Annotated in this window: 10 protein-coding genes; 4 read left to right on the top strand and 6 right to left on the bottom strand. The window is 72.8% G+C overall.

The window, feature by feature from the left end; all coding sequences use genetic code 11:
* Position 1: 1 nt before the first annotated feature.
* The 4 genes from RBJ65_RS20425 to RBJ65_RS20440 all read right to left on the bottom strand — a co-directional run bounded on the left by RBJ65_RS20425 (position 2) and on the right by RBJ65_RS20440 (position 4,694).
* The gene (locus RBJ65_RS20425) at positions 2-1,666 is read right to left on the bottom strand and encodes an NAD(P)/FAD-dependent oxidoreductase (RefSeq protein ID WP_306323283.1); all 1,665 of its coding nucleotides are present in this window, start codon (positions 1,664-1,666) and stop codon (positions 2-4) included.
* Positions 1,632-2,939: a cation:proton antiporter gene (locus RBJ65_RS20430; protein WP_306323282.1), complete on the bottom strand. Its 1,308-nt coding sequence runs from the start codon at positions 2,937-2,939 to the stop codon at positions 1,632-1,634. The genes RBJ65_RS20425 and RBJ65_RS20430 overlap by 35 nt, the downstream gene beginning before the upstream one ends.
* Positions 2,936-4,198 (bottom strand): NAD(P)/FAD-dependent oxidoreductase, encoded by a 1,263-nt coding sequence (locus RBJ65_RS20435; RefSeq protein ID WP_306323281.1) that lies wholly within the window; start codon positions 4,196-4,198, stop codon positions 2,936-2,938. The genes RBJ65_RS20430 and RBJ65_RS20435 overlap by 4 nt, the downstream gene beginning before the upstream one ends.
* A 94-nt stretch (positions 4,199-4,292) precedes the next feature.
* A complete protein-coding gene (locus RBJ65_RS20440; RefSeq protein ID WP_306323280.1) occupies positions 4,293-4,694 on the bottom strand; it encodes a nuclear transport factor 2 family protein in 402 nt (133 codons plus the stop codon).
* A gap of 205 nt (positions 4,695-4,899) precedes the next feature.
* Between RBJ65_RS20440 and RBJ65_RS20445 the strand changes: the two genes are divergently transcribed.
* On the top strand, positions 4,900-6,450 hold the full coding sequence (locus RBJ65_RS20445) for an MFS transporter (RefSeq protein WP_372341444.1): 1,551 nt from the start codon (positions 4,900-4,902) through the stop codon (positions 6,448-6,450).
* Positions 6,451-6,596: 146 nt separating this feature from the next.
* Here RBJ65_RS20445 and RBJ65_RS20450 read toward each other — a convergent pair whose 3' ends face one another.
* Positions 6,597-7,976: an NAD(P)/FAD-dependent oxidoreductase gene (locus tag RBJ65_RS20450; RefSeq protein WP_306323279.1), complete on the bottom strand. Its 1,380-nt coding sequence runs from the start codon at positions 7,974-7,976 to the stop codon at positions 6,597-6,599.
* A 70-nt stretch (positions 7,977-8,046) separates the two neighbouring features.
* Entirely contained in the window at positions 8,047-8,709 is a 663-nt protein-coding gene (locus RBJ65_RS20455; RefSeq protein ID WP_306323294.1) for a helix-turn-helix transcriptional regulator, read from the bottom strand.
* A gap of 408 nt (positions 8,710-9,117) precedes the next feature.
* On the opposite strand from RBJ65_RS20455, the gene RBJ65_RS20460 reads away from it, so the two are divergent.
* From RBJ65_RS20460 to RBJ65_RS20470, 3 genes are all read left to right on the top strand, one after another.
* Positions 9,118-11,019 (top strand): AfsR/SARP family transcriptional regulator, encoded by a 1,902-nt coding sequence (locus tag RBJ65_RS20460; protein WP_306323278.1) that lies wholly within the window; start codon positions 9,118-9,120, stop codon positions 11,017-11,019.
* A 107-nt stretch (positions 11,020-11,126) separates the two neighbouring features.
* Positions 11,127-14,354 carry a type I polyketide synthase gene (locus RBJ65_RS20465; RefSeq protein WP_306332158.1) on the top strand — a complete coding sequence of 1,076 codons (3,228 nt, stop codon included), beginning with the start codon at positions 11,127-11,129 and terminating at the stop codon, positions 14,352-14,354.
* Positions 14,351-19,756 carry an SDR family NAD(P)-dependent oxidoreductase gene (locus RBJ65_RS20470; protein WP_306323276.1) on the top strand — a complete coding sequence of 1,802 codons (5,406 nt, stop codon included), beginning with the start codon at positions 14,351-14,353 and terminating at the stop codon, positions 19,754-19,756. The genes RBJ65_RS20465 and RBJ65_RS20470 overlap by 4 nt, the downstream gene beginning before the upstream one ends.

The following is a 19,756-nucleotide window of genomic DNA, read 5'->3' on the forward strand; positions in this document are numbered from 1 at the left end:
GTCACTCGCCACCGCTCAGTCGCAGCCGGACCAGGCCCTTGCTGGCGTTGATCATGCGCGGGCCGATCTCCGGCGGGGCCTCGCGCCGGCACCAGATGGCGTTCTTGGCCATCTTGCCGGGCGACATGTCGAAGCAGCGGGTGCCTCGTTCGCCGAGCCGGAAGCCGGGAGAGACGAAGTCGGCGTCGCGGATGTGGTCCAGGATCCGGCCGGCGGCGTCGCCGGGAGAGACCTTTCCCTCCTCGACGGCCAGGCAGAGTTCGCGGGTGAGGTTGCCCATCTCGTTGAAGCCGGAGCTGACGGGCAGCGGGGAGCCGGGGTGCTTGCTGCGTTCGAGTTCGAGGAACACGTCCTCGCGTCCGGTGCGCTGGTACCGGTAGTAGGCGTCCTCCAGCATCACGTTGCCGAGCATGGTGCCGAGCATCCAGGTGCGGTTCACGGCGTTCCACAGCTCGTAGTCGCGGAAGCCGACGAAGGAGCTGTAGACGATGTCGTCGTGGAAGTCGAACAGGCCCTGCTGGAGGCTCTCGACGTAGTCGAAGCGGTCCTTGGACCAGTCGCCGTCGCGGGAGGCGGCGATCAGCCGCCAGCCGAGGGCGTTGACCAGTTCCAGGGTGTTGGTCAGGCCGCGGGAGTAGAGGGCGTCGATGAATCCGGCGGCGTGCGAGGTGAGGCAGAAGCGGTCGCCGACGACCTGGTGGGCGGAGTACTGCAGGCGCCCGGTGGAGACCCAGGGGCGGACGGCCTTCGCGCCCTCGAACTGCCAGGCGATCTCGGGGAACTTGGCCAGGAACTCGTCGAACTCCTGCTGTCCGGACAGCTCGCCCTTGGGGAAGACCCTGGGGTCGAGGGTGAGGCCCACGCTGCACAGCGGGTTGAGCGACTCGGGGTGGTTGTCGAAGGGGATGACCCACAGCCAGCCGCCGTCGAAGACGTGGTGCAGGGTGCCGTGGTGCCACGGGTTGGGCTGGTTGTGGCGGCGGGCGGCGGTCGGTGAGTCGTCGAAGGGCTTCACGCCGACCATGTGCGTGAAGACGGTGCGCGAGTGCGTGCGGGCCCGGGTCGGGGTTTCACGCAGGTCGAACTTGTCGGCGAGCGGGGAGCGGAAACCGCTGCCGTCCACCACGTAGTTGGCGCGGAACTCCTCGCCGCTGTCGGTGCGCAGCACGGCGCCGCTGTCCGGGTCGATCTCGACGTCGGCGATCCGGGTGGCGAGCCGGGGGTGGGCGCCGTACTTCACGGCGACGTGGAACAGGTAGGCGTCGATGTCCTGCCGGAACAGGTGGGTCTCGGTGCGGATCGCCGAGGGGACCACCAGCTGGTTGACCTCGGACGCCACCTGGGAGCGGCCCTCGCGGTGGTAGACGAACCCGAAGTTCTGCTTCTGTCCGCAGTTGCGCGAGACGTGCTTGCGGATTCCCTTGAAGCTGGACAGCGGCATCAGCTCCGGGACCTGGTAGCGGTCGGCGATGAGCCTGGTCATGCCGGAGGTGTACGGAATCGTGGACTCGCCGACGGCGAACCGGGGGTGCGTCCCGGCGTCGAGCAGCAGCACGCGGACGCCGTTGCGGGCGAGCACCGCGCCGAGCATGCCTCCGGCCATGCCGCTGCCGAGGATCGCCACGTCGTAGTCATTGCGCTGCTGCGCGGGCTTCGTGCTCGCCATCTTCGTAGTCCTTCCGTCTGTCTGCGGGCAGTTGGGACCTGACGCGCGACCGGTCCGGCGTCGGGGGGAGCTCCACCGGCCTGCCGTACACGCGGGACAGCAGCGGCCCGGTCATGGCGGTGGTCACCACGGCCATGACGACCATGAGCGAGTACAACGAGTCGTCGAGCAGGCCGAGTTGGAGGCCCACACCGAGGATCACCAGCTCGGTCAGACCGCGGGTGTTCATCAGTACGCCCAGGGCCGCGGCGGGCCGCGGCTGGAGCCCCTGGGTCCTGGCGCCCAGGTAGGTGCCGCCGAACTTGCCGAGGACCGCGACCACGAGGATCAGGCCGAGGTCGAGGAGCGCGCCGCCGTCGATGCCGCTGAGGTCGACCTTGAGGCCGGCCACCACGAAGTAGACGGGCAGCAGCAGGGAGGTGACCTGTTCGGTGCGGCGGTGGATCTCCTCGCGCAGGGTGTCGGCCCCCAGCCTGGGCATCACGGCGCCGCACAGGAAGGCGCCGAAGATGAAGTGCATGCCCATCGCCTCGGTGGCGGCGGCCGACAGGAGGGCGAGGGCGAGCACGCTCACGAGGAGGTGGCCCGAGAGCGCGACCGGTCGTCCGCCGCGCATCAGCAGCCTGCGCAGCACGGGGCGGACGATCACGGTCATGACGCCGAGGAACGGCAGCGCGAGGGCGACCTTCCAGTGTCCTGAGCCGTCGCCGCCGACGGCCTGGACGGAGGCGAGCGCCGCCCAGGCCACCACGTCGACGGCCGCCGCCGTGGCCAGTGCGAGTCCGCCGACCGCGGTGCTGCTCATGCCGCGGTCGGCCAGGATGCGGGCCAGCACCGGGAACGCGGTCACGGAGACCGCGAGCCCGAAGAAGACCACGAAGCCCGCGCGGTGGTCGGGGGCGTAGTCCCGGGCCAGGTAGGCCGCGAGACCGAGCCCCAGCGCGAACGGCACCAGGATGGAGCCGAGGGTCGCGCCGGCGGTGGACCGTCCCCTTCCGCGCAGTGCCGCTGCGTCGAGTTCCAGGCCCACGCCGAACATGAAGAGCGCCACGCCCACATTGGCCATCCCGGTCAGCAGCGCCTTGACGTCGCTCGGGAAGAGCGTGTCGGCGACTGCCGCCGGCAGCAGGGTCGGGCCCAGCAGCACGCCGGCGAGGATCTCACCGACCACGGGCGGCTGTCCCACCCGCTTCGCCAGGTACCCCAGCCCGCGGGCCAGGAACAGGATCAGGGCGATGTCGACGAACAGCAGTTGGACCTGGTGGCTGGTCACGACAGGTCCGCGCTCGCGACCAGGTCGTCCAGCGTGATGTTGAGCATGGGGTGCTTGCCGCTGAGGCCGGAGATCAACTGCACGAAGTCCGCGGACGGTTCGCGCTCCTTGTCGGGGTCGACCATCTCCTGCGCGAGGCTGTAGTAGAACTCCTTGTACTTGGTGCGGTCGTAGAACCGCTCCACGAAGGCGCGGATCTCGTCGAAGAAGCCGCGGTAGGCGGTGGCGTACCGCTTCAGGGCCTGCTCCTCGATCTCCGGGTGTTCGAGCACCTGGTGGACGATCTTGGACAGGACGCTGCCGGCCAGGGTGGCCAGCGCGACGCCGGTGGAGAACAGCGGGTCGACGAAGGCGGCGGAGTCCCCGACGCAGACCCAGCCGTCGCCGTGGAAGGTCTGGCTGGTGTACGACCAGTCGCGCGCGCTGCGCCAGCCGGCCGACTGGTTGGCGTTCGCCAGCATCTTCTTGAGCTTCGTGCTGCGCTCGATCTCGGCCGTGAAGAGGTCCTGGAGCGACTTGTCGGTCTTGCCGACCATCGAGGAGCGGGTGACGTAGCCGACGCTGATGGTCCCCTTGTCCAGCGGGATCGCCCAGAACCAGCCCTCGTCGAGGCCCTCGATGAGGATGTTGGTGTACTCGTCGCCCGCGAGCCGCTCGCAGTTGTCGAAGTACGTCCAGATGGCGACGTTGCGCAGCTCCTCGTGCCAGGTCACCTCGGAGTACCGGCGGCTGAGCAGGCGGGACTGCCCGGAGGCGTCGATGACCAGCTTGGCCCGGGCCTCGTACGTCTGGTCGGCGCCGCGCAGCGAGAAGCGGACGCCCACGACCCGGCCGTCCTCCTCGATGGGCTCCTTGACCGTGGCGTCCTCGATGATGTGGGCGCCGAGTTCGCGGGCCCGGTCGAGGATCAGCGAGTCCATGTCGGCCCGGCGGGTGTGGTACGCGTACGGGTAGGCGCCGCCTTCGACGAAGGAGAAGTTCCACGGCACCTGCTTGTTGCCCCAGACGAGCGTCCCGCCGTACTTGCGCTCGAAGCCGCGGGCATCCATGCGCTCGGTGATGCCCAGCTCTTCCATGGGGCGCATGAAGGCGGGGATCAACGACTCACCCACGTGGTAGCGCGGGAACCGTTCCCGGTCGAGTACCAGGACGCGGTGCCCCTCCTTCGCCAGCAGCCCCGCCGTGGTGGAGCCGGCGGGGCCGCCGCCGATCACGACGACGTCGAAGTCCTCAGGTACTCCGAACATTGTGGACGCCATGCCCTGTCCTCCCGTGTGCCTGATTCGGTGTGCGGTGCGGCCAGTGTTGACCGGGGCACCTGAAGACCCTCTGGACGACGTCTGCACACAGCGGTCAGGCGGTGCCCTGGTAGGCGCGGACGATGCCGTCGGTGTCGGAGATGCCCTCCGTGCGCACCACGCGGCCCTCGCTCAGCTCCCAGAAGTGCACGAAGCGCACGTCGAACTCGCCGCCGCTGCGCCGGAATCGGCCGGACCAGTCGCCCACGGCGGCGGCCCAGTCACCGCAGACCCTGATCTCCTGGACCTTGAAGGTGGTCTCCTCCAGGTACTGGAGGGCTCCCGTGAAGTACGCGGCGGCGCCGGCGTGCCCCTCGTAGTAGCCGGTGGACCAGGGCAGCGCCGGCGGGGTGGTGATCCGCACCTCGGGGTGGAAGATCTCCAGCACCGTCTCGATGTCTTCCTTCTCCAGCGCCTCGTACAGCCGCTCGACGACGGCCGCGGTCTGCTCCGACATGACCTGACTCCCCTTCGTTGCCACGAAAACGCGAGCGCCGGCGGCGTCCGCGCCGCCGAGTCTGTGTGCGCGCGCGAAGGGGCGTCACCTCCGTTATTGCGCAGTTTCCCGGCCGCCGGGACGGGGGTCGCCGATTTTGCTAGAGTCCCACTCTAGTTTCGGACTAAGAAAATCCCTGCGGACTCCCACCCGGGAGGAGAAGACAGTGACGACCGAGCAGTTCGAAGTCGCGAAGGCCCCGGCGGCGGGCCGGGCCGGGCCCTCGCGGCCGCGGCTGGCACTGACCGTCATCGCCGGCTGCCAGCTGATGGTGGTCCTCGACTCGACGATCGTGAACATCGCGAACCCGCACATCCAGAGCGCCCTGGACTTCTCCACCTCCGACCTGTCGTGGGTGGTGAACGCCTACACCCTGACCTTCGGCGGCCTGCTGCTGCTCGGCGGCCGGATCGGCGACATCCTCGGGCGGCGGCGGGTCTTCATGGCCGGCATCCTGCTGTTCACCCTGGCCTCGCTGTTCGCGGGCCTGGCCCAGGAACCCTGGCAACTGCTCGTCGCGCGCGCCCTGCAGGGCATCGGCGGCGCGATCGCCTCGCCCACCTCGCTGGCTCTGATCACCACGACCTTCCCCGAGGGCCCGCAGCGCACCAAGGCACTCGGTGTCTACGCGGCGGTCTCCGGCGGCGCCGGCGCGATCGGCCTCCTGGCGGGCGGCATGCTCACCGAGTGGCTCGACTGGCGCTGGATCTTCTTCATCAACCTGCCGATCGGCCTGCTGATCGCGCTCCTCGCCCCGATCGCCGTCCCCGAGTCCGAACGCCGCGTCGGCCGCTTCGACGTGCCCGGCGCGCTCACCTCCACCCTCGGCATGGCGGCCCTGGTGTACGGGTTCATCCGCGCCTCCGAGGACGGCTGGAAGGACACCTGGACGATCTCCGCCTTCGTCGCCGCGGCCGTGCTGCTGACCGGCTTCGTCCTGGTGGAGCGCCGGGTCCGGGAGCCGATCACGCCGCTCAAGTTCTTCGCCGACCGCAACCGTTCGGGCAGTTACGTCATCATGCTCGGGCTCGGCGCGGCGCTGCTCGGCCTGATCTTCTTCCTCGTGCTCTACGTACAGAACGTGCTCGGTTACAGCCCCATCCGCACCGGCGTGAACTTCCTGCCGGTGACGGTGGCCATCCTGATCGCGGCCGGGGTGGCCCAGCCGCTGCTCCCCCGCGTCGGGCCGAAGCCGTTCCTCGTCGTCGGCACCGCCCTGGTCACCGCGGCGATGCTCTGGTTCACCCGGATCTCCCCCGACAGCAGCTACGTCAGCGGAGTGCTGTGGCCCATGGTCCTGTTCGGCCTGGGGCTCGGCCTGACGTTCGTCACGCTCACCCTGACCGCCGTGTCGGGGATCAGCCACGACGAGGCCGGCGCCGCCTCCGGCCTGCTCAACGCCACCCAGCAGGTGGGCGGCGCGCTCGGCCTTTCCATCCTGGTCACGGTGTTCGGGACGGCGAGCCGCAACGAGGCGAAGGCGCAGATCCCGGACTTCATGGCGCACGGAACCCCCGAGCAGCAGGCCGCGTTCGCGAAGACGCACACGCTGCCCGCCCCTTGGGGCGACGCCGTCCTGACGCACGGCGTCACCACCGCCTACTGGGCCGGCACGGCCATCATCGCCCTGGCGCTGATCACTTCCGTGTTCGTCATCAAGGTCCGGCGCAGCGACCTGGCCGCGCTCAGCGGCTCGGCTGGCATGCCCGTGGGCTGACCACCCGCCCCACAGACGCGGCCGCCCGCCACATCCCCCGAGCGGGCGGCCGTGCACCGCTCGGTACCGAACCGAAGCGGTACCGCGAACGGCCCGCCACCCCTTTCCGGGGCGGCGGGCCGTTCGCGTCGTGCGGTGCGGGAGCCTCAGGCGGCCTGCGAGCGGCCGGCCGCCCACAGGGAACGGATCACCGTGCGCGGCTTGAGGACGGCGGTCGGCGGCACCAGCAGGTGCTGCATGTCCAGCATCACCCGGTGGGCGTCGACGGAGACATGGCTGGCGAGCATGACCCGCTTGACGTAGCGGTTGATCAGGGCGGCGCCCAGCGGCCTCGGGCCGACGGTCTCGGGGTACATGAAGTCCCCGCCGCTGGCCATCTGCCAGGGCGTCGCGATCGCCTGCGCGGCGGCCTGGTAGTAGGACCGCGCCATGGCCGACGAGGCCGCCGAGAACCGGTCGAGGGACCTGCCGAGCGCCTCGGCCTCCAGGACGCCGACCGTCATGCCCTGCCCGTAGAGCGGGTTGAAGCTGCAGATCGCGTCGCCCAGGGCCACATATCCGGCGGCGGGCTGCCGGAGGCGTTCGAAGAACCGCCGCCGGGCCTGCGGGTAGGTGAACTTGTGCGCGTTCTCCTTGTCCAACGGCTCGGCGCGGGCGAGGAGTTCGGCGACGTGCGGGCTCGGCAGCGCCTTGCCGAAGGCGAGGAAGCCGTCCGGGTCGACGGGGCTGTGCGCCCGGTGCCAGCCGCCCAGCGTCACCATCCAGCGGTTGCCCTCGACCGCGAAGATCGCGGCCGCCCGCTTGTCGTGCGGGGGCGTGGCGGCCATCAGGTACAGCAGCGCGTCGTCCCGCAGCCGGTCCCCCGGCGGACGGTGCAGCAGCCGGGTCGTGTATCCGACGTCGATCTTGACGGTGGCCGTCTCGGGCGTCTCGAAACCGAATTCCTCCAGCCAGCGGTCGGCCCGGCCCGCGCTGCGGCCGGTGGCGTCCACCACCAGGTCGGCCTCCATGTCCCCCGCGTCGGTCACCACTCCGGTGACCCGGGAGGCCCTGGAGAGCAGCCCGTTGACCACCGTCCGGTCGACGATCCCGACATTGGGCAGGTCCCGTACGCGGCCGCGTACGGTGTGCTCGAGGAAGGCCCGGCTCTGGCTGATGCCCAGCTTGCCGCTGGTGAAGCGGGTGCGGAGCGCGCCCATCTGATGGAACGCCAGGTCCGCCCCCGGGTCGAAGGGGACCGCGCCGCCGCCGATCAACTCGTGGGTCAGACCGGGGAACAGTTCCTCCAGTTTCATGCGCCCGCTGATCAGCAGGGCGTGCGCGTGACCGCTCTGCGGTACGCCCCGCCGGTTCTCGGCCGTCTCCGGCAGGGTGTCCCGGTCGAGCACCGTCACCCGCCCGTATCTTCGGGACAGTACGCGGGCGGCCACCATGCCGCCCATCGATCCACCGATCACCACCGCGTGGCCGCCGATCGCTCCCATCGCCATTCCCCAATTCCCCATGGCCGCGCGGGTTCGCGGCATCACGGGGAGTGTCGGCGGAGGGGCTCGTGGCTGTCGCCTTCGTGGTTGCTCAACCGCGGGCCCTGGCGGCTCAGGACGCGAACAGCTCCGGCAGCGCGAAGCCGAGCAGCAGCCGGGCGTCGTCGTGCCGGATGTCCGCGGGGGGTTCGAGCCGCAGCGTCACGCGGGCCACCTCGCCGCAGCGCAGGCGCAGCGGCCGACTGGTGCCGATCACGATGGAGCGCTGTCCGGTGCCGGTGGAGCGGGAGACGGCCTGCACGATCCAACGCCCTTCCGGCACATGCGGGATGCCCCACGGCCCGGCCCCCCGCTCCACCCTGCGGCACCGGGCCGCCCTGGGCGGTGGGCACGCGCGGGCGCTGCCGCCGACCGCGAACGCGGCCACGTACACCGGCTCGTGGTCGAGCCCGTCCGCCCGCTCCACGCTGCCGAGGACGGAGCCGTACGCGACCGCGGCGTCCTGGCCCCCGACGAAGTCGACCGCCTCCGCGCCCAATGACTGGAGCCGGCGGTAACGGCCGGGCGAGACGCCGACGACCTTGGTGAAGCGGGTGGTGAAGGAGCCGACGCTGGTGTAGCCGCACTGTACGGCGATGTCGGCCACGCTGTCCGAGGTGTGCAGCAGCCGGTGCCGCGCCTCCTCAAGGCGCACCGCGGTCAGGAAAGAGGCGGGCGGCAGGCCCGTCTGCTCCCGGAACAACCGTGCCATGTGAAACGGACTCAGACGGGCCATCACACTCAGCTCGGTGAGCGAGAGTTCTTCCCCGTACCCGATCCGTATACCACTGACGACCCGTTCGATCTCCGTGCGCACAGGACCCCCGTCCTCCGCAGAGCCCTCGGATCCGAGCCCGCTGCGCGCCAGAGAAGCAGACCCGATACACGCAGTCAAGAGCGTGTGACGCGCGTATACAGAATGTGCGAAGTCCTCGGTCCGGGCGGCCTCGACGGGGACGGCGCGCGAACTCGGTCTCCCGAGATGAGCACGTCACGTCCGCCACGAGCGCTGAGCAATATCTGCGGTGACAACAAACTCCGCACAAGTCCACAGTGAAGTCGGCGTCCACTCGGCGACGGGGATGAGGAAGCAATGCGTCTTGAACTCCTGGGTTCAATGCGAGCGTGGAACGAAAAGGACGAAGTGCCGCTCGGTCCGCCCAAACAGCGCGCGGTTCTCGGCCTGTTGGCGAGCCAGGTCGGCCGGGTGACCGGAATCGACCAGATCATTGACGCCGTCTGGGGCAGCGATGTCCCGCAGTCCGCCGTCAATTGCGTACACACCTATGTCGCCGGGCTGCGCCGGATTCTGGAGCCCGAGCGCGGTCCGCGGGAATCCGGCGGGGTGCTGGTCTCGGCCGGCGGCGGCTACGCCCTGTCCGTCGACCCCACCGCGATCGACGCCGGGCGCTTCGCCCTGGCCCACGGCCGGGCCCGCAGGCTCCTCTCGGAGGGCGACCGGGACGGCGGGATCGCGGCGTACGAGGAGGCGCACGCGCTGTGGCGCGGCGAGGCGTACGCCAACGTACCCGGGCCGTTCGCGGCGCTGGAGCGGGCCCGGCTGCACGAAGCGCGCCTGACGGCGGTCGAGGAGTGGGCGGAGGCCCTGCTCGCCGCCGGCCGGCACACCGAAGTGATCACGGTCCTCACCGACATGATCGCCAGGGATCCGCTGCGGGAGAAGCTGCGCTGGCTGCTGATGCTCGGCCTGCACCGCTCCGGCCGCCGGGCGCACGCCCTCACCGTCTACCGCGAGACCCACCGGCTCCTCCAGGAGGAGCTGGGCATCGACCCCGGAACGGAGCTGCGCCGGCTGCATCAGCAGATCCTCGGCGACCACGCGGGGCTGGCCCTGCGCGCCCCTGCGGGTGCCGCCGGAGCCGGTACGGGCGGGCCCTCCCGGGGCGCCGCCACGGTGCCCGCCCCATCAGTGCGTCCCGCCCAACTCCCGCCCGGCGCCCGGGGGTTCACCGGCCGCGCCGAGGAACTGGCCCGGCTGCGCAACGTCGTGGAACGCGAGACCGGCGAGGGCCACGCGGCGGTGGCCGTGGTCGAGGGCCCGCCCGGGGCGGGCAAGACCGCCCTCGCGCTCCAGCTCGCCCACGAACTCGGCGACCGCTACCCGGACGGCAAGCTCTTCGCCGACCTGCGCGGGTCCCACCCGGACCGCCCGCCGCTCGAAGCCCGCGAGGTGCTCGCCCAGTTGCTCGGCAGCCTCGGCGTCCCCCCGCAGCAGCTCCCCGTCGACCCGGCGGGACGCACCGCACTGTTCCGCAGCCTGCTGCACGGGCGCCGGGTGCTGATCGTGCTGGACGACGCGCTCCACGCCGAGCAGGTACGGCCCCTGATACCGCGCGGGCCCGCGTGTGTGCTGGTCACCAGCAGGCGGCGGCAGTTCGGCCTCGCGGCACGGGACGGGGCGTACCGGATCGAGATCGGCCCGCTCGCCCCGCAGGAGTCCGTCAACCTGCTGTCCCGTGTCGTGGGCCGGGAGCGGCTCGACGGCCAGTGGGACGCCGCCCGTGACCTGGCCCGGATGTGCGGGCATCTGCCGCTCGCGCTGCGGATCGCGGCGGCCGGCCTGCTCGCCAAGCCCGCGCTGCCCCTCGCGGAACTGGTGGACACCCACGCGCCGTGCCGCGGGAGCCTCGACTGGCTGGCCGTCGAGGACGACGTCGCGGCGAGCCTGCGGACGGCCTTCCAGGCGTCGGTCCGGCTGCTGCCGGAGGTCACGGCGCGGGTGTTCGGCGTGCTGGGGCTCCTGGAATCGGAGCCGATCACCGTGTCCGAAGCGGCCGAGGCGACCGCCCTCAGCCCCGAGGTGACCGCCCGTCAGCTGGCCGTCCTTGCCGACCACCACCTCCTGGAGGAGGTCGGCCGCGACCGGTTCCGCTTCATCAACCTCATCGGGCTGTACGCCGCCGAATACGGCCGTGGCACAAGGGCGGACCGGGACAGCGTCCGGGACCGGCTGCTGCGGAGACCGGTTCCGATCGGTTCCGATCTTGTCGAGGCGATGTTCTCGGCCACCGACTGCGGTTCCTGAGCAATATCGGAGGCGCCGCGGTCGGCATCGGTCGTGCAGAATTCAAGACACCGAGCCGACGCGGCATGAAATCGCCACGGCAACGGACTTATCGGGGGAGCAGGGGCATGCGACTAAAGACGCCGATCCGCCCTGAAAGGGCAGCGGAGATCGCGGTGGTCGGATATTCCTGCCGCCTTCCCGGCGCTCCGGACACGGAATCATTCTGGGAATTGCTCGCGCATTCCAGGAGCGCGGTTTCACAGGCTCCAGAGAATCGCTGGGAACGAGGCGATCCGCTTCCCGAGGACATACGAATCGGCGGCTTCCTTTCCGAAGTCGACCTGTTCGACGCCGATTTCTTCGGGGTGTCCCCGCGCGAGGCCGCCACCATGGACCCGCAACAGCGGCTGATTCTTGAGCTCGGCTGGGAGGCCGTGGAACACGCCGGGATACTCCCCGCCGCGCTGGCCGGTACCCGTACCGGCGTGTTCGTCGGCGTGATGATGGACGACTACGCGGCGCTCGCCGCCCGCCGGGGGCCGTCGGGGATCGGCCGGCACAGCCTGACGGGCACCCAACGCAGCCTCATCGCCAACCGGTTGTCCCACCTCCTCGGCCTGCGCGGGCCCAGCATGACGGTGGACACCGGACAGTCCTCCTCCCTGGTCGCCGTCCACATGGCCTGCGAGAGCCTGCGGCGCGGGGAGGCCACCACCGCGCTCGTCGGCGGGGTCAACCTCAATCTGCTCGCCGACTCCACGCTGCGCGTCGCCCGGTTCGGCGCGCTCTCCCCCGACGGGCGATGCCACACCTTCGACGCCCGGAGCAACGGCTACGTCCGCGGCGAAGGCGGCGGGCTGCTGCTCCTCAAGCCGCTCGACGCGGCGCTGGCCGACGGGGACCACGTACGGTGCGTGATCCTCGGCAGCGCGGTGGGGCACGACGGCGCCGACGAGGGCCTCGTCGTACCGAACGGCCGCGCCCAGCAGGACGTGGTGCGCGCCGCCTGCGCCGACGCCGGCGTCTCCCCCGCGGATCTGGACTACGTCGAGTTGCACGGCACCGGTACCCGGGTGGGCGACCGCGTCGAGGCCACCGCGCTCGGGCACTGCGCCGGCCGCGCCAGGCCGGGGCGGGCCCCGCTGTTGGTCGGGTCCGCGAAGACCAACGTGGGGCACTTGGAGGGCGCCGCCGGTGTGGTGGGGCTGCTGAAGGCCGCCCTGAGCATCGAGCACCGCACCCTGCCCGCAAGCCTGAACTTCACCGAGCCGCACCCGGACATCCCGCTCACCGACCTCAACCTGTCGGTCGTCGACGCCCCCCGCCCCTGGCCGGACCCTGACCGCCGGTTCCTCGCCGGTGTCAGCTCGTTCGGCCTGGGCGGCACCAACTGCCATGTGATCGTGGCGTCCCCGGCACCGCAGGACGCGCACGCACCCGAGACCGGCCACGCTCCCGCACCGGGCGGCACGGCGCCCGAGGTGTGGCTCGTGTCCGGGCTCGGCGAGGCCGCCGTGCGCGGACAGGCCCGACGTCTCGCGGAGTTCACCGACGGGCGGACCGACGTGGACGCGGGCCGTGTGGCGCGGGCGTTGGCGACCCGAAGGACCGCCTTCACGCACCGTGCGGCGGTCGTGGGCGCCGATGTCGAGACGCTGCGCTCCGGCCTCGTGGCCCTGGCCGAGGGCGCCCCGGCCGCGCGGGTGACCGAGTCTTCGCGGACGCCCGGCCGCGTGGCGCTGCTGTTCCCCGGACAGGGCTCGCCGTGGCCCGGCATGGCCGCCGAACTCCTCGCCACCGAGCCGGTGTTCGCGGCCCGCGTCGCCGAGTGCGCCGACGCGCTCGCCCCGCACATCGACTGGTCGCCGATGGACCTGCTGCGCGCCGGAGACCGGGCCGACCCCGCTCTCCTGGAGCGCGCGGACGTCAGCCAGCCCCTGCTGTTCTCCGTGATGGTGGCGCTCGCCGCCCTGTGGCGTTCGGCCGGGGTCGTACCGGACGCCGTGGCGGGCCACTCCCAGGGCGAGGTCGCGGCCGCGCACATCGCGGGCGCGCTGTCCCTGGACGACGCGGCGCTCCTGATCGCACGCCGGGGCCTGACCGCGACGGCGCTCGCCGGCCGGGGCGGGCTGCTCGCGGTGGCCGAGGGCGCCGACGCGGTCGCCGCCCGGCTCGCCGCGCTGGCCGACGAACTCGACATCGCCGTGGTCAACGGGCCGAACTCCTGCGTGGTCTCCGGGGCGCCCGCGGCGCTGCGCGCGTTCCGCGCCGCCGCCGCGGACTCCGGCGTCGAGACGCGTCCCGTCACCGCCGACTACGCCTGCCACTCGCGCCAGGTGGAGGAGGTCCGCGAGCCGCTCCTGACGGCGCTCGCCGGGCTGCGCCCCTCCCCCGCCGCCGTGCCGTTCTACTCCACGGTCACCGGCGCACTCATGGACACCACCGGGCTGACCGCCGACTACTGGTACCGCAATCTGCGGCACACGGTGCGCTTCGACACCGCCGTGGACGCGCTGCTGACGTCCGGTCACACGACGTTCGTCGAAGTCAGCCCGCACCCCGTACTGCTGACCGGCGTCCGCGACACCCTGGACACCCGCGGCCGGGCCGCCTTCACCACGGGCACGCTGCGCCGCGGCCGGGGCGGTCGCGCGCAGTTCCTCAGCGCGCTCGCCGAGGCGCACAACCACGGCGTCGCCGTCGACTGGGACGCCGTGCTGCCGCCCGACAGGGGCGGCCCCGTCGACCTGCCGACGTACGCCTTCCAGCGGGAGCGCTGCTGGCTCGACGGGCCGCTGCCCTCGGACGAGCCCGCCGCCGCTTCCCGGGACGAACCACCCGCCGCCCCTTCGGCGGGCCCGGCGAAGTCCACCGTGTCCGCGGCCGAACAGGCCCGCCGGGTACCGGAGTTGGTCACCGTTCAGGTCGCCGCGGTGCTCGGCCGCGAGGCCTCCTCCCTTCCCGAGGGCCGGACCTTCCGCGAGCTCGGCTTCGACTCGCTCGGCCTCGAAGAGCTCCTCCAGCGACTCGGGACCGCGCTGGAACTGCGCCTGCCCATCGCGGTCGCCTACGACCACCCGACCCCGGAGGCGCTGGCCCGGCACATCGGCACCCTGCTCGACGGCGCCGCCGAACCTCCCGGACAGGCGCTGCTCGCCCACCTCGACGCGCTGGACGCGGCCCTCGCGTCCGGCGAACCGGACGACACGGTGCGCGGCACGGCACTGACCCGGCTGCGCGCCCTCCTGCGGCGGCTCGACGGCGAGCGGACACCGGCCGACTTCACCGCGGCGATCCTCGCGGCCGGCCCCGAAGAGATTCTCGATCTCATTGACAACAGAGGCGAATTGTGACCAACGCAGACCGGCTCACCGAGTACTTGAAGAAGACCACGCTCGACCTGTACCAGGCGAAGGCCCGACTGCGCGAGGTCGAGGAGCGGGCGGCGGAACCCGTCGCCGTCGTCGGGATCGGCTGCCGGCTGCCGGGCGGCGTCGACTCGCCGGAGCGGCTGTGGCGGCTGCTCACCGACGGCACGGACGCGATCTCCGACTTCCCCACCGACCGCGGCTGGGACACCGACGACCTGTACGACCCCGAACCGGGGCGCCCCGGCAGCACGTACACCCGCAGCGGCGGATTCCTGCACGACGCCGCCGAGTTCGACGCGGCGTTCTTCGGGATGTCCCCGCGTGAGGCCGCCGCCGCCGACCCCCAGCAGCGGCTGCTCCTCGAAACGGCCTGGGAGGCCGTGGAGCGCGCCGGCATCGACCCCGCCTCGCTGCGCGGCAGTTCCACCGGTGTCTTCGCCGGACTGAGCCAGAACGGGTACGGCGGCGCCCTCGACCAGGCCACGGACGACACCTCCGGATATCTGCTCACCGGCACCGCGGGCAGCGTCGCCTCCGGCCGTATCGCCTACACGCTGGGCCTGACAGGACCCGCGGTCACCATCGACACCGCCTGCTCCTCCTCGCTCGTCGCGGTGCACCAGGCCTGCCGGGCGCTGCGCTCGGACGAGTGCGAACTCGCGCTGGCGGGCGGCGCCTCTGTGATGCCGAACCCGGGCATGTTCCTGGAGTTCTCCCGGCAGCGCGGCCTTGCCGCCGACGGACGCTGCAAGCCGTTCTCGGCGTCCGCCGACGGCACCGCCTGGAGCGAGGGCGCGGTGGTGCTGCTGCTTGAGCGGCTCTCCGTCGCACAGGAGCGGGGCCACCAGGTGCTCGGGGTGATCCGCGGCTCCGCCGTCAACCAGGACGGCGCGAGCAACGGACTGACGGCTCCCAGCGGCGCCGCCCAGACCCGGGTGATCCGGCAGGCGCTGCGCAGCGCCGGGCTCACCGCCGCGGAGGTCGACGCCGTGGAGGCGCACGGCACCGGCACCAAGCAGGGCGACCCCATCGAGGCCCGCGCGCTCATCGACGCGTACGGGGGCGCACAACGCGCGGACGCGGCCGAGCTGCTCGTCGGCTCGCTCAAGTCCAACCTGGGGCACACGCAGGCCGCGGCCGGGGCAGCGGGCGTGGTCAAGATGGTGCTGGCGATGCGGCACGGGCTGCTGCCCGCCACGCTGCACACCGACCGTCCGACCCCGCACGTCGACTGGGCGGGCAGCGGCGTCCGCCTGATCCCCGAAGCGACCCCGTGGCCCGCCCTCGACCGGCCCCGCCGGTGTGCGGTCTCCTCGTTCGGCATCAGCGGCACCAACGCCCACGTGATCCTGGAGGCGGCGCCCGACACACCCGCACCGGCACCAGCGACCGACGCACCCGCACCGGCGACCGCCCCCTCGCACCCGGTCCCGGTCACCGTCACCGCGCGCGACGAGGCGGCCCTGCGCGTCCAGGCGCGGCGGCTGCACGCCGCGCTGGCCGCCGACTCCTCGCTCGCGGCGGCCGACCTCGGTCATGCGCTGGCGAGCACCCGAACCGTCTTCGAACACCGCGCGACCGTGCTCGCCGACGGACGGGACGAACTGCTCGCCTCGCTCCAGGAAGTGGCCCACGGCGGCTGTCCGCCCGAGGCGGTGACCGGCATCGCCCGCTCCCGCCCGCTCGCGTTCCTCTTCCCCGGTCAGGGCGCCCAGCGGCCCGGCATGGGGCGCGAACTGCACGCGGCGTTCCCCGTGTTCGCCGACGCGTTCGACGAGGTGTGCGCGCACCTCGATCCGCTGCTCGACCGGCCGCTGCGCGAACTCGTCTTCACCGACTCCCCTTCGGCCGCCGCGGACCTGGAGCGCACGGGATACGCCCAGCCCGCGCTGTTCGCCCTGGAGACCGCGCTGTTCCGCCTGGTGTGCTCCTACGGCCTCGAACCGAGTCATCTGCTCGGCCACTCGATCGGCGAGCTGAGCGCGGCGCACGCGGCCGGTGTGCTGTCCCTGCCGGACGCCTGCACGCTGGTCGGCGCCCGCGCCCGGCTGATGCAGGCGGCCACAGGCGACGGCGCGATGTTCTCGGTCGCGGCGACAGAGGAGGAGCTGCGGGACACCTTGACGGGCGAGCCCGCCGTGTCCGTCGCCGCGGTCAACTCGCCTACGTCGACGGTGATTTCGGGCGAGGAGATGGCCGTGCTCCGGGTGGCGGCAGCGTGGGCCGAGCGCGGCAGGGCCACCCGCAGGCTGCGGGTGAGCCACGCCTTCCACTCCCCGCAGATGGATCCGGTCCTCGACGAGTTCCGTGCCGTCGCGCGCGGCCTTCGCTTCCGGCCGCCGCGCGTCCCGCTGGTCTCGAACCTCACCGGCCGCCTCGCCACCGACGGGGAACTGTGCTCCCCGGACTACTGGGCCGACCAGCTGCGTCGCCCGGTCCGCTTCCTCGACGGCCTGCGGCAGCTGGCCCGGGACGGGGTGGGCGGCTTCCTCGAACTGGGCCCCGGCGCCACGCTGTCCGGGTTCGCGCAGGAGAGCGGCGCCGCCACGCGCGCCGAGGACACGGTGGCCGTGCTGCGGTCCGGCCGTCCCGAGGCCCGTACGCTGCTGACCGCGCTGGCCCGACTGCAGGCCGACGGCGCCCAAGTGCGCTGGCCCGCCGAGCTGTTCGGCAGCGCGCCGCGCCGCGTCGAGCTGCCGACCTACCCCTTCCAGCGGCGGCGGCACTGGCTGGCGCGGCCGTCCACGACCGGCCCCCGGCCCACCACGGGGCGGCCACTGCTCGGCGCCGAGATCGAACTCGCGGGCACCGCCGAACGCCGCTTCGGGCAGACCCTGACCACCGACCGGCCCTGGTACCTGAGCGGCCACCGGCTGGGCGGCACGGCCGTGCTGCCGGGCAGCGCGATGCTCGACTGGGTGCTCGCCGCGGGCCGCGCGCGGCCGACGGCGGCCGACGGCGCCTGGTCGGTCACCGGCGCCGCCTTCACGAGCTTCCTGCCGGTGCCCGACGGCATGCCGGTCACCGTGCAGACCGTCGTCCGCGAGGACGGGTCGATCCGCTGCCTCAGCCGTCCCGGAGCGGAGCGGGGCGGCGACTGGACGACCCACGTCGAGGCGGCAGCCGTCGGACCGGCCGACGAGACACGGCCCGCCCCCGTCGACCCCGCCGCGCTGCGCTACGGGATGACCGAGCGGGACCCCGCCGAGCTGTACGAGCGCTTCGACCGGATCGGGCTCGGCTACGGACCCGCCTTCCGTTCGATCCGCCGACTGTGGTCCGAGGGAGACCGGGCGGTCGCCCTGATCGAGGTGCCGGAGGACGCCGGTGACGGTGCGACGGACGAGGCGGGGCTGCACCCCGTGGTGCTGGACGCGTGCGTCCAGACCGTCGGCGTGTTCACGTCCGCGGAGCCGGATCCGTGGGTGCCCACGGGGATCGACCGGCTCGTCGCCCACGAGCGGCTGCCGCACCGGGTCTGGTGCGAGGCCCGCTGGCAGCGCACCGCGCAGGCGCCGGAAGGCGCCCTCGACCTGATGCTGCTGGACGAGCACGGAGCGTGCCTCGCCACCCTGCGCGGACTGGTGATGCGGGCGGTGCCGCGCTCCGCGTTCCCCTCCCGCGCCGCCGCGCCCGGCCGCTACACCACCGTCTGGCAACCCGCGGCCGCGCTCGGCGTCGACGCCGAACCGCCCGCCGGTACCTGGCACGTGCACACCGTCTCCCCCGACACACGCACCACCGAACGGGTCGTCGTCGACGCCGGCACCGTACGGCCCGCGACCGGTGAGTCCGCCGGGCCCGTGCGCGGCGTGCTGGTCCGCCTGGCGGCGGGCCCCGCCGACGGGCAGCCGGTCAGCGCGGCGTACGGCCTCGCCGAGTCCGTGCTCGACGTCCTGCGCGAAACGGTGCGCGAACACGCCGCGGACCAGCCGGACCTGGTGCTGTGCAGCACGGGCGCCGAGGCGCCGCGCCCCGGCACCGACGACCCGGATCTGCGGCAGAGCGCGGCGGCCGGACTGCTCCGCGTCGTACCGACCGAGTATCCCGGGCTGCGCTGCGTCCACCTGGACCTCGATCCCGCGGCGCCCGAGCCGGACACCGTCGAACTGCTGCGCCGCGCGGCGGCCCTGCCCGGCTCCGGGCATCTCGCCGTACGGGACGGCCAGTGGTACGAGGCGCGGCTGCGCGAACGGTCCGCGTCCCCACGGGACCCGATGCCGGTCCGCGCGGACGCCACCTATCTGATCACCGGCGGCTGGGGCGCCCTGGGCCTGGCGACCGCCCGATGGCTGGCCGCCCGGGGCGCCGGATCCCTGCTGCTTGTGGGCCGGTCCCGCCCGGCCGCCGAGCCGGCCGTCGTGGCCGAACTGCGCGCCGCGGGCGTCCAGGTGACGCTGCGCGCCGCCGACCTGGCCGACGACACCGCGGTGCGGGAGCTGCTCGCGACGGCGGCGGCCGAACTGCCGCCGCTGCGCGGCATCGTGCACGCCGCCGGGGTGAACCCGGACGCGGCGCTGGAGAACCACGACGCGCAGCGGCTGCGCCGGACGCTGGACCCGAAGGTCCGCGGCGGCTGGCTGCTGCACCGGCACACGGCCGGCCTCGAACTCGACTTCTTCGTCCTGTACTCCTCCATCGCCTCGGTCTTCGGCGCCGCGGGCCAGGCGGGTTACGTCGCCGCGAACGCGTTCCTCGACGCCCTCGCCGAGCACCGCCACCACCACGGCCGCCCCGCGCTGAGCGTCAACTGGGGCCCGTGGGCCGAGTTCGGCATGGCCGCGGACCCGCGGATCCTGGACCGGTACGCGGCCGAGGGAGTCACCCCGCTGGCCACCGACGACGCGCTCGACACGCTCGGGACGCTCGGCGGCGACTGCCGGGCCTGCGTCGTCACCGTCGACTGGGCGAACCTCGCCGCAGGACGGCGCCGGCCCCCGTACACGCTGCTGGCCGATCTCCTTCCCGTCGGCGGCGCCGACGGGGCCGCGCCCCATGAGGGCCCCGCCGATTCCGGCCGGGTGCGCGAGCTGGCCCGGCTCGCGGTGTCCGAGCCGGAGGCCGTGCGCTCCACCGTCCAGGAGGAACTCCTCGACCGGGCCGCCCGCCTGCTCGGCCTGACCGGGCAGGAGCGGGACACGCTGCGCCCGGTCTTCGCGGACCGGCGCCTCGGCGAGATGGGCTTCGACTCGCTGACCACCATTCAGCTGCGCAACCAACTGCTGGCGGACTTCGGCGCCGACGTGGCCACCGGCACCCTGCTCGGCGGCACGCCCGCCGAGATCACCGACCTGGTCTGCCGCCAGCTGGCGGCGCTGTCCGTGCTGGCCGACGCCGACGACGCCGAGGCCGACGACGCGGACACCGAAGTGCTGACGCTCTGA

It is taken from the genome of Streptomyces sp. KL109B, from assembly GCF_030766935.1.
Classification (GTDB): domain Bacteria; phylum Actinomycetota; class Actinomycetes; order Streptomycetales; family Streptomycetaceae; genus Streptomyces.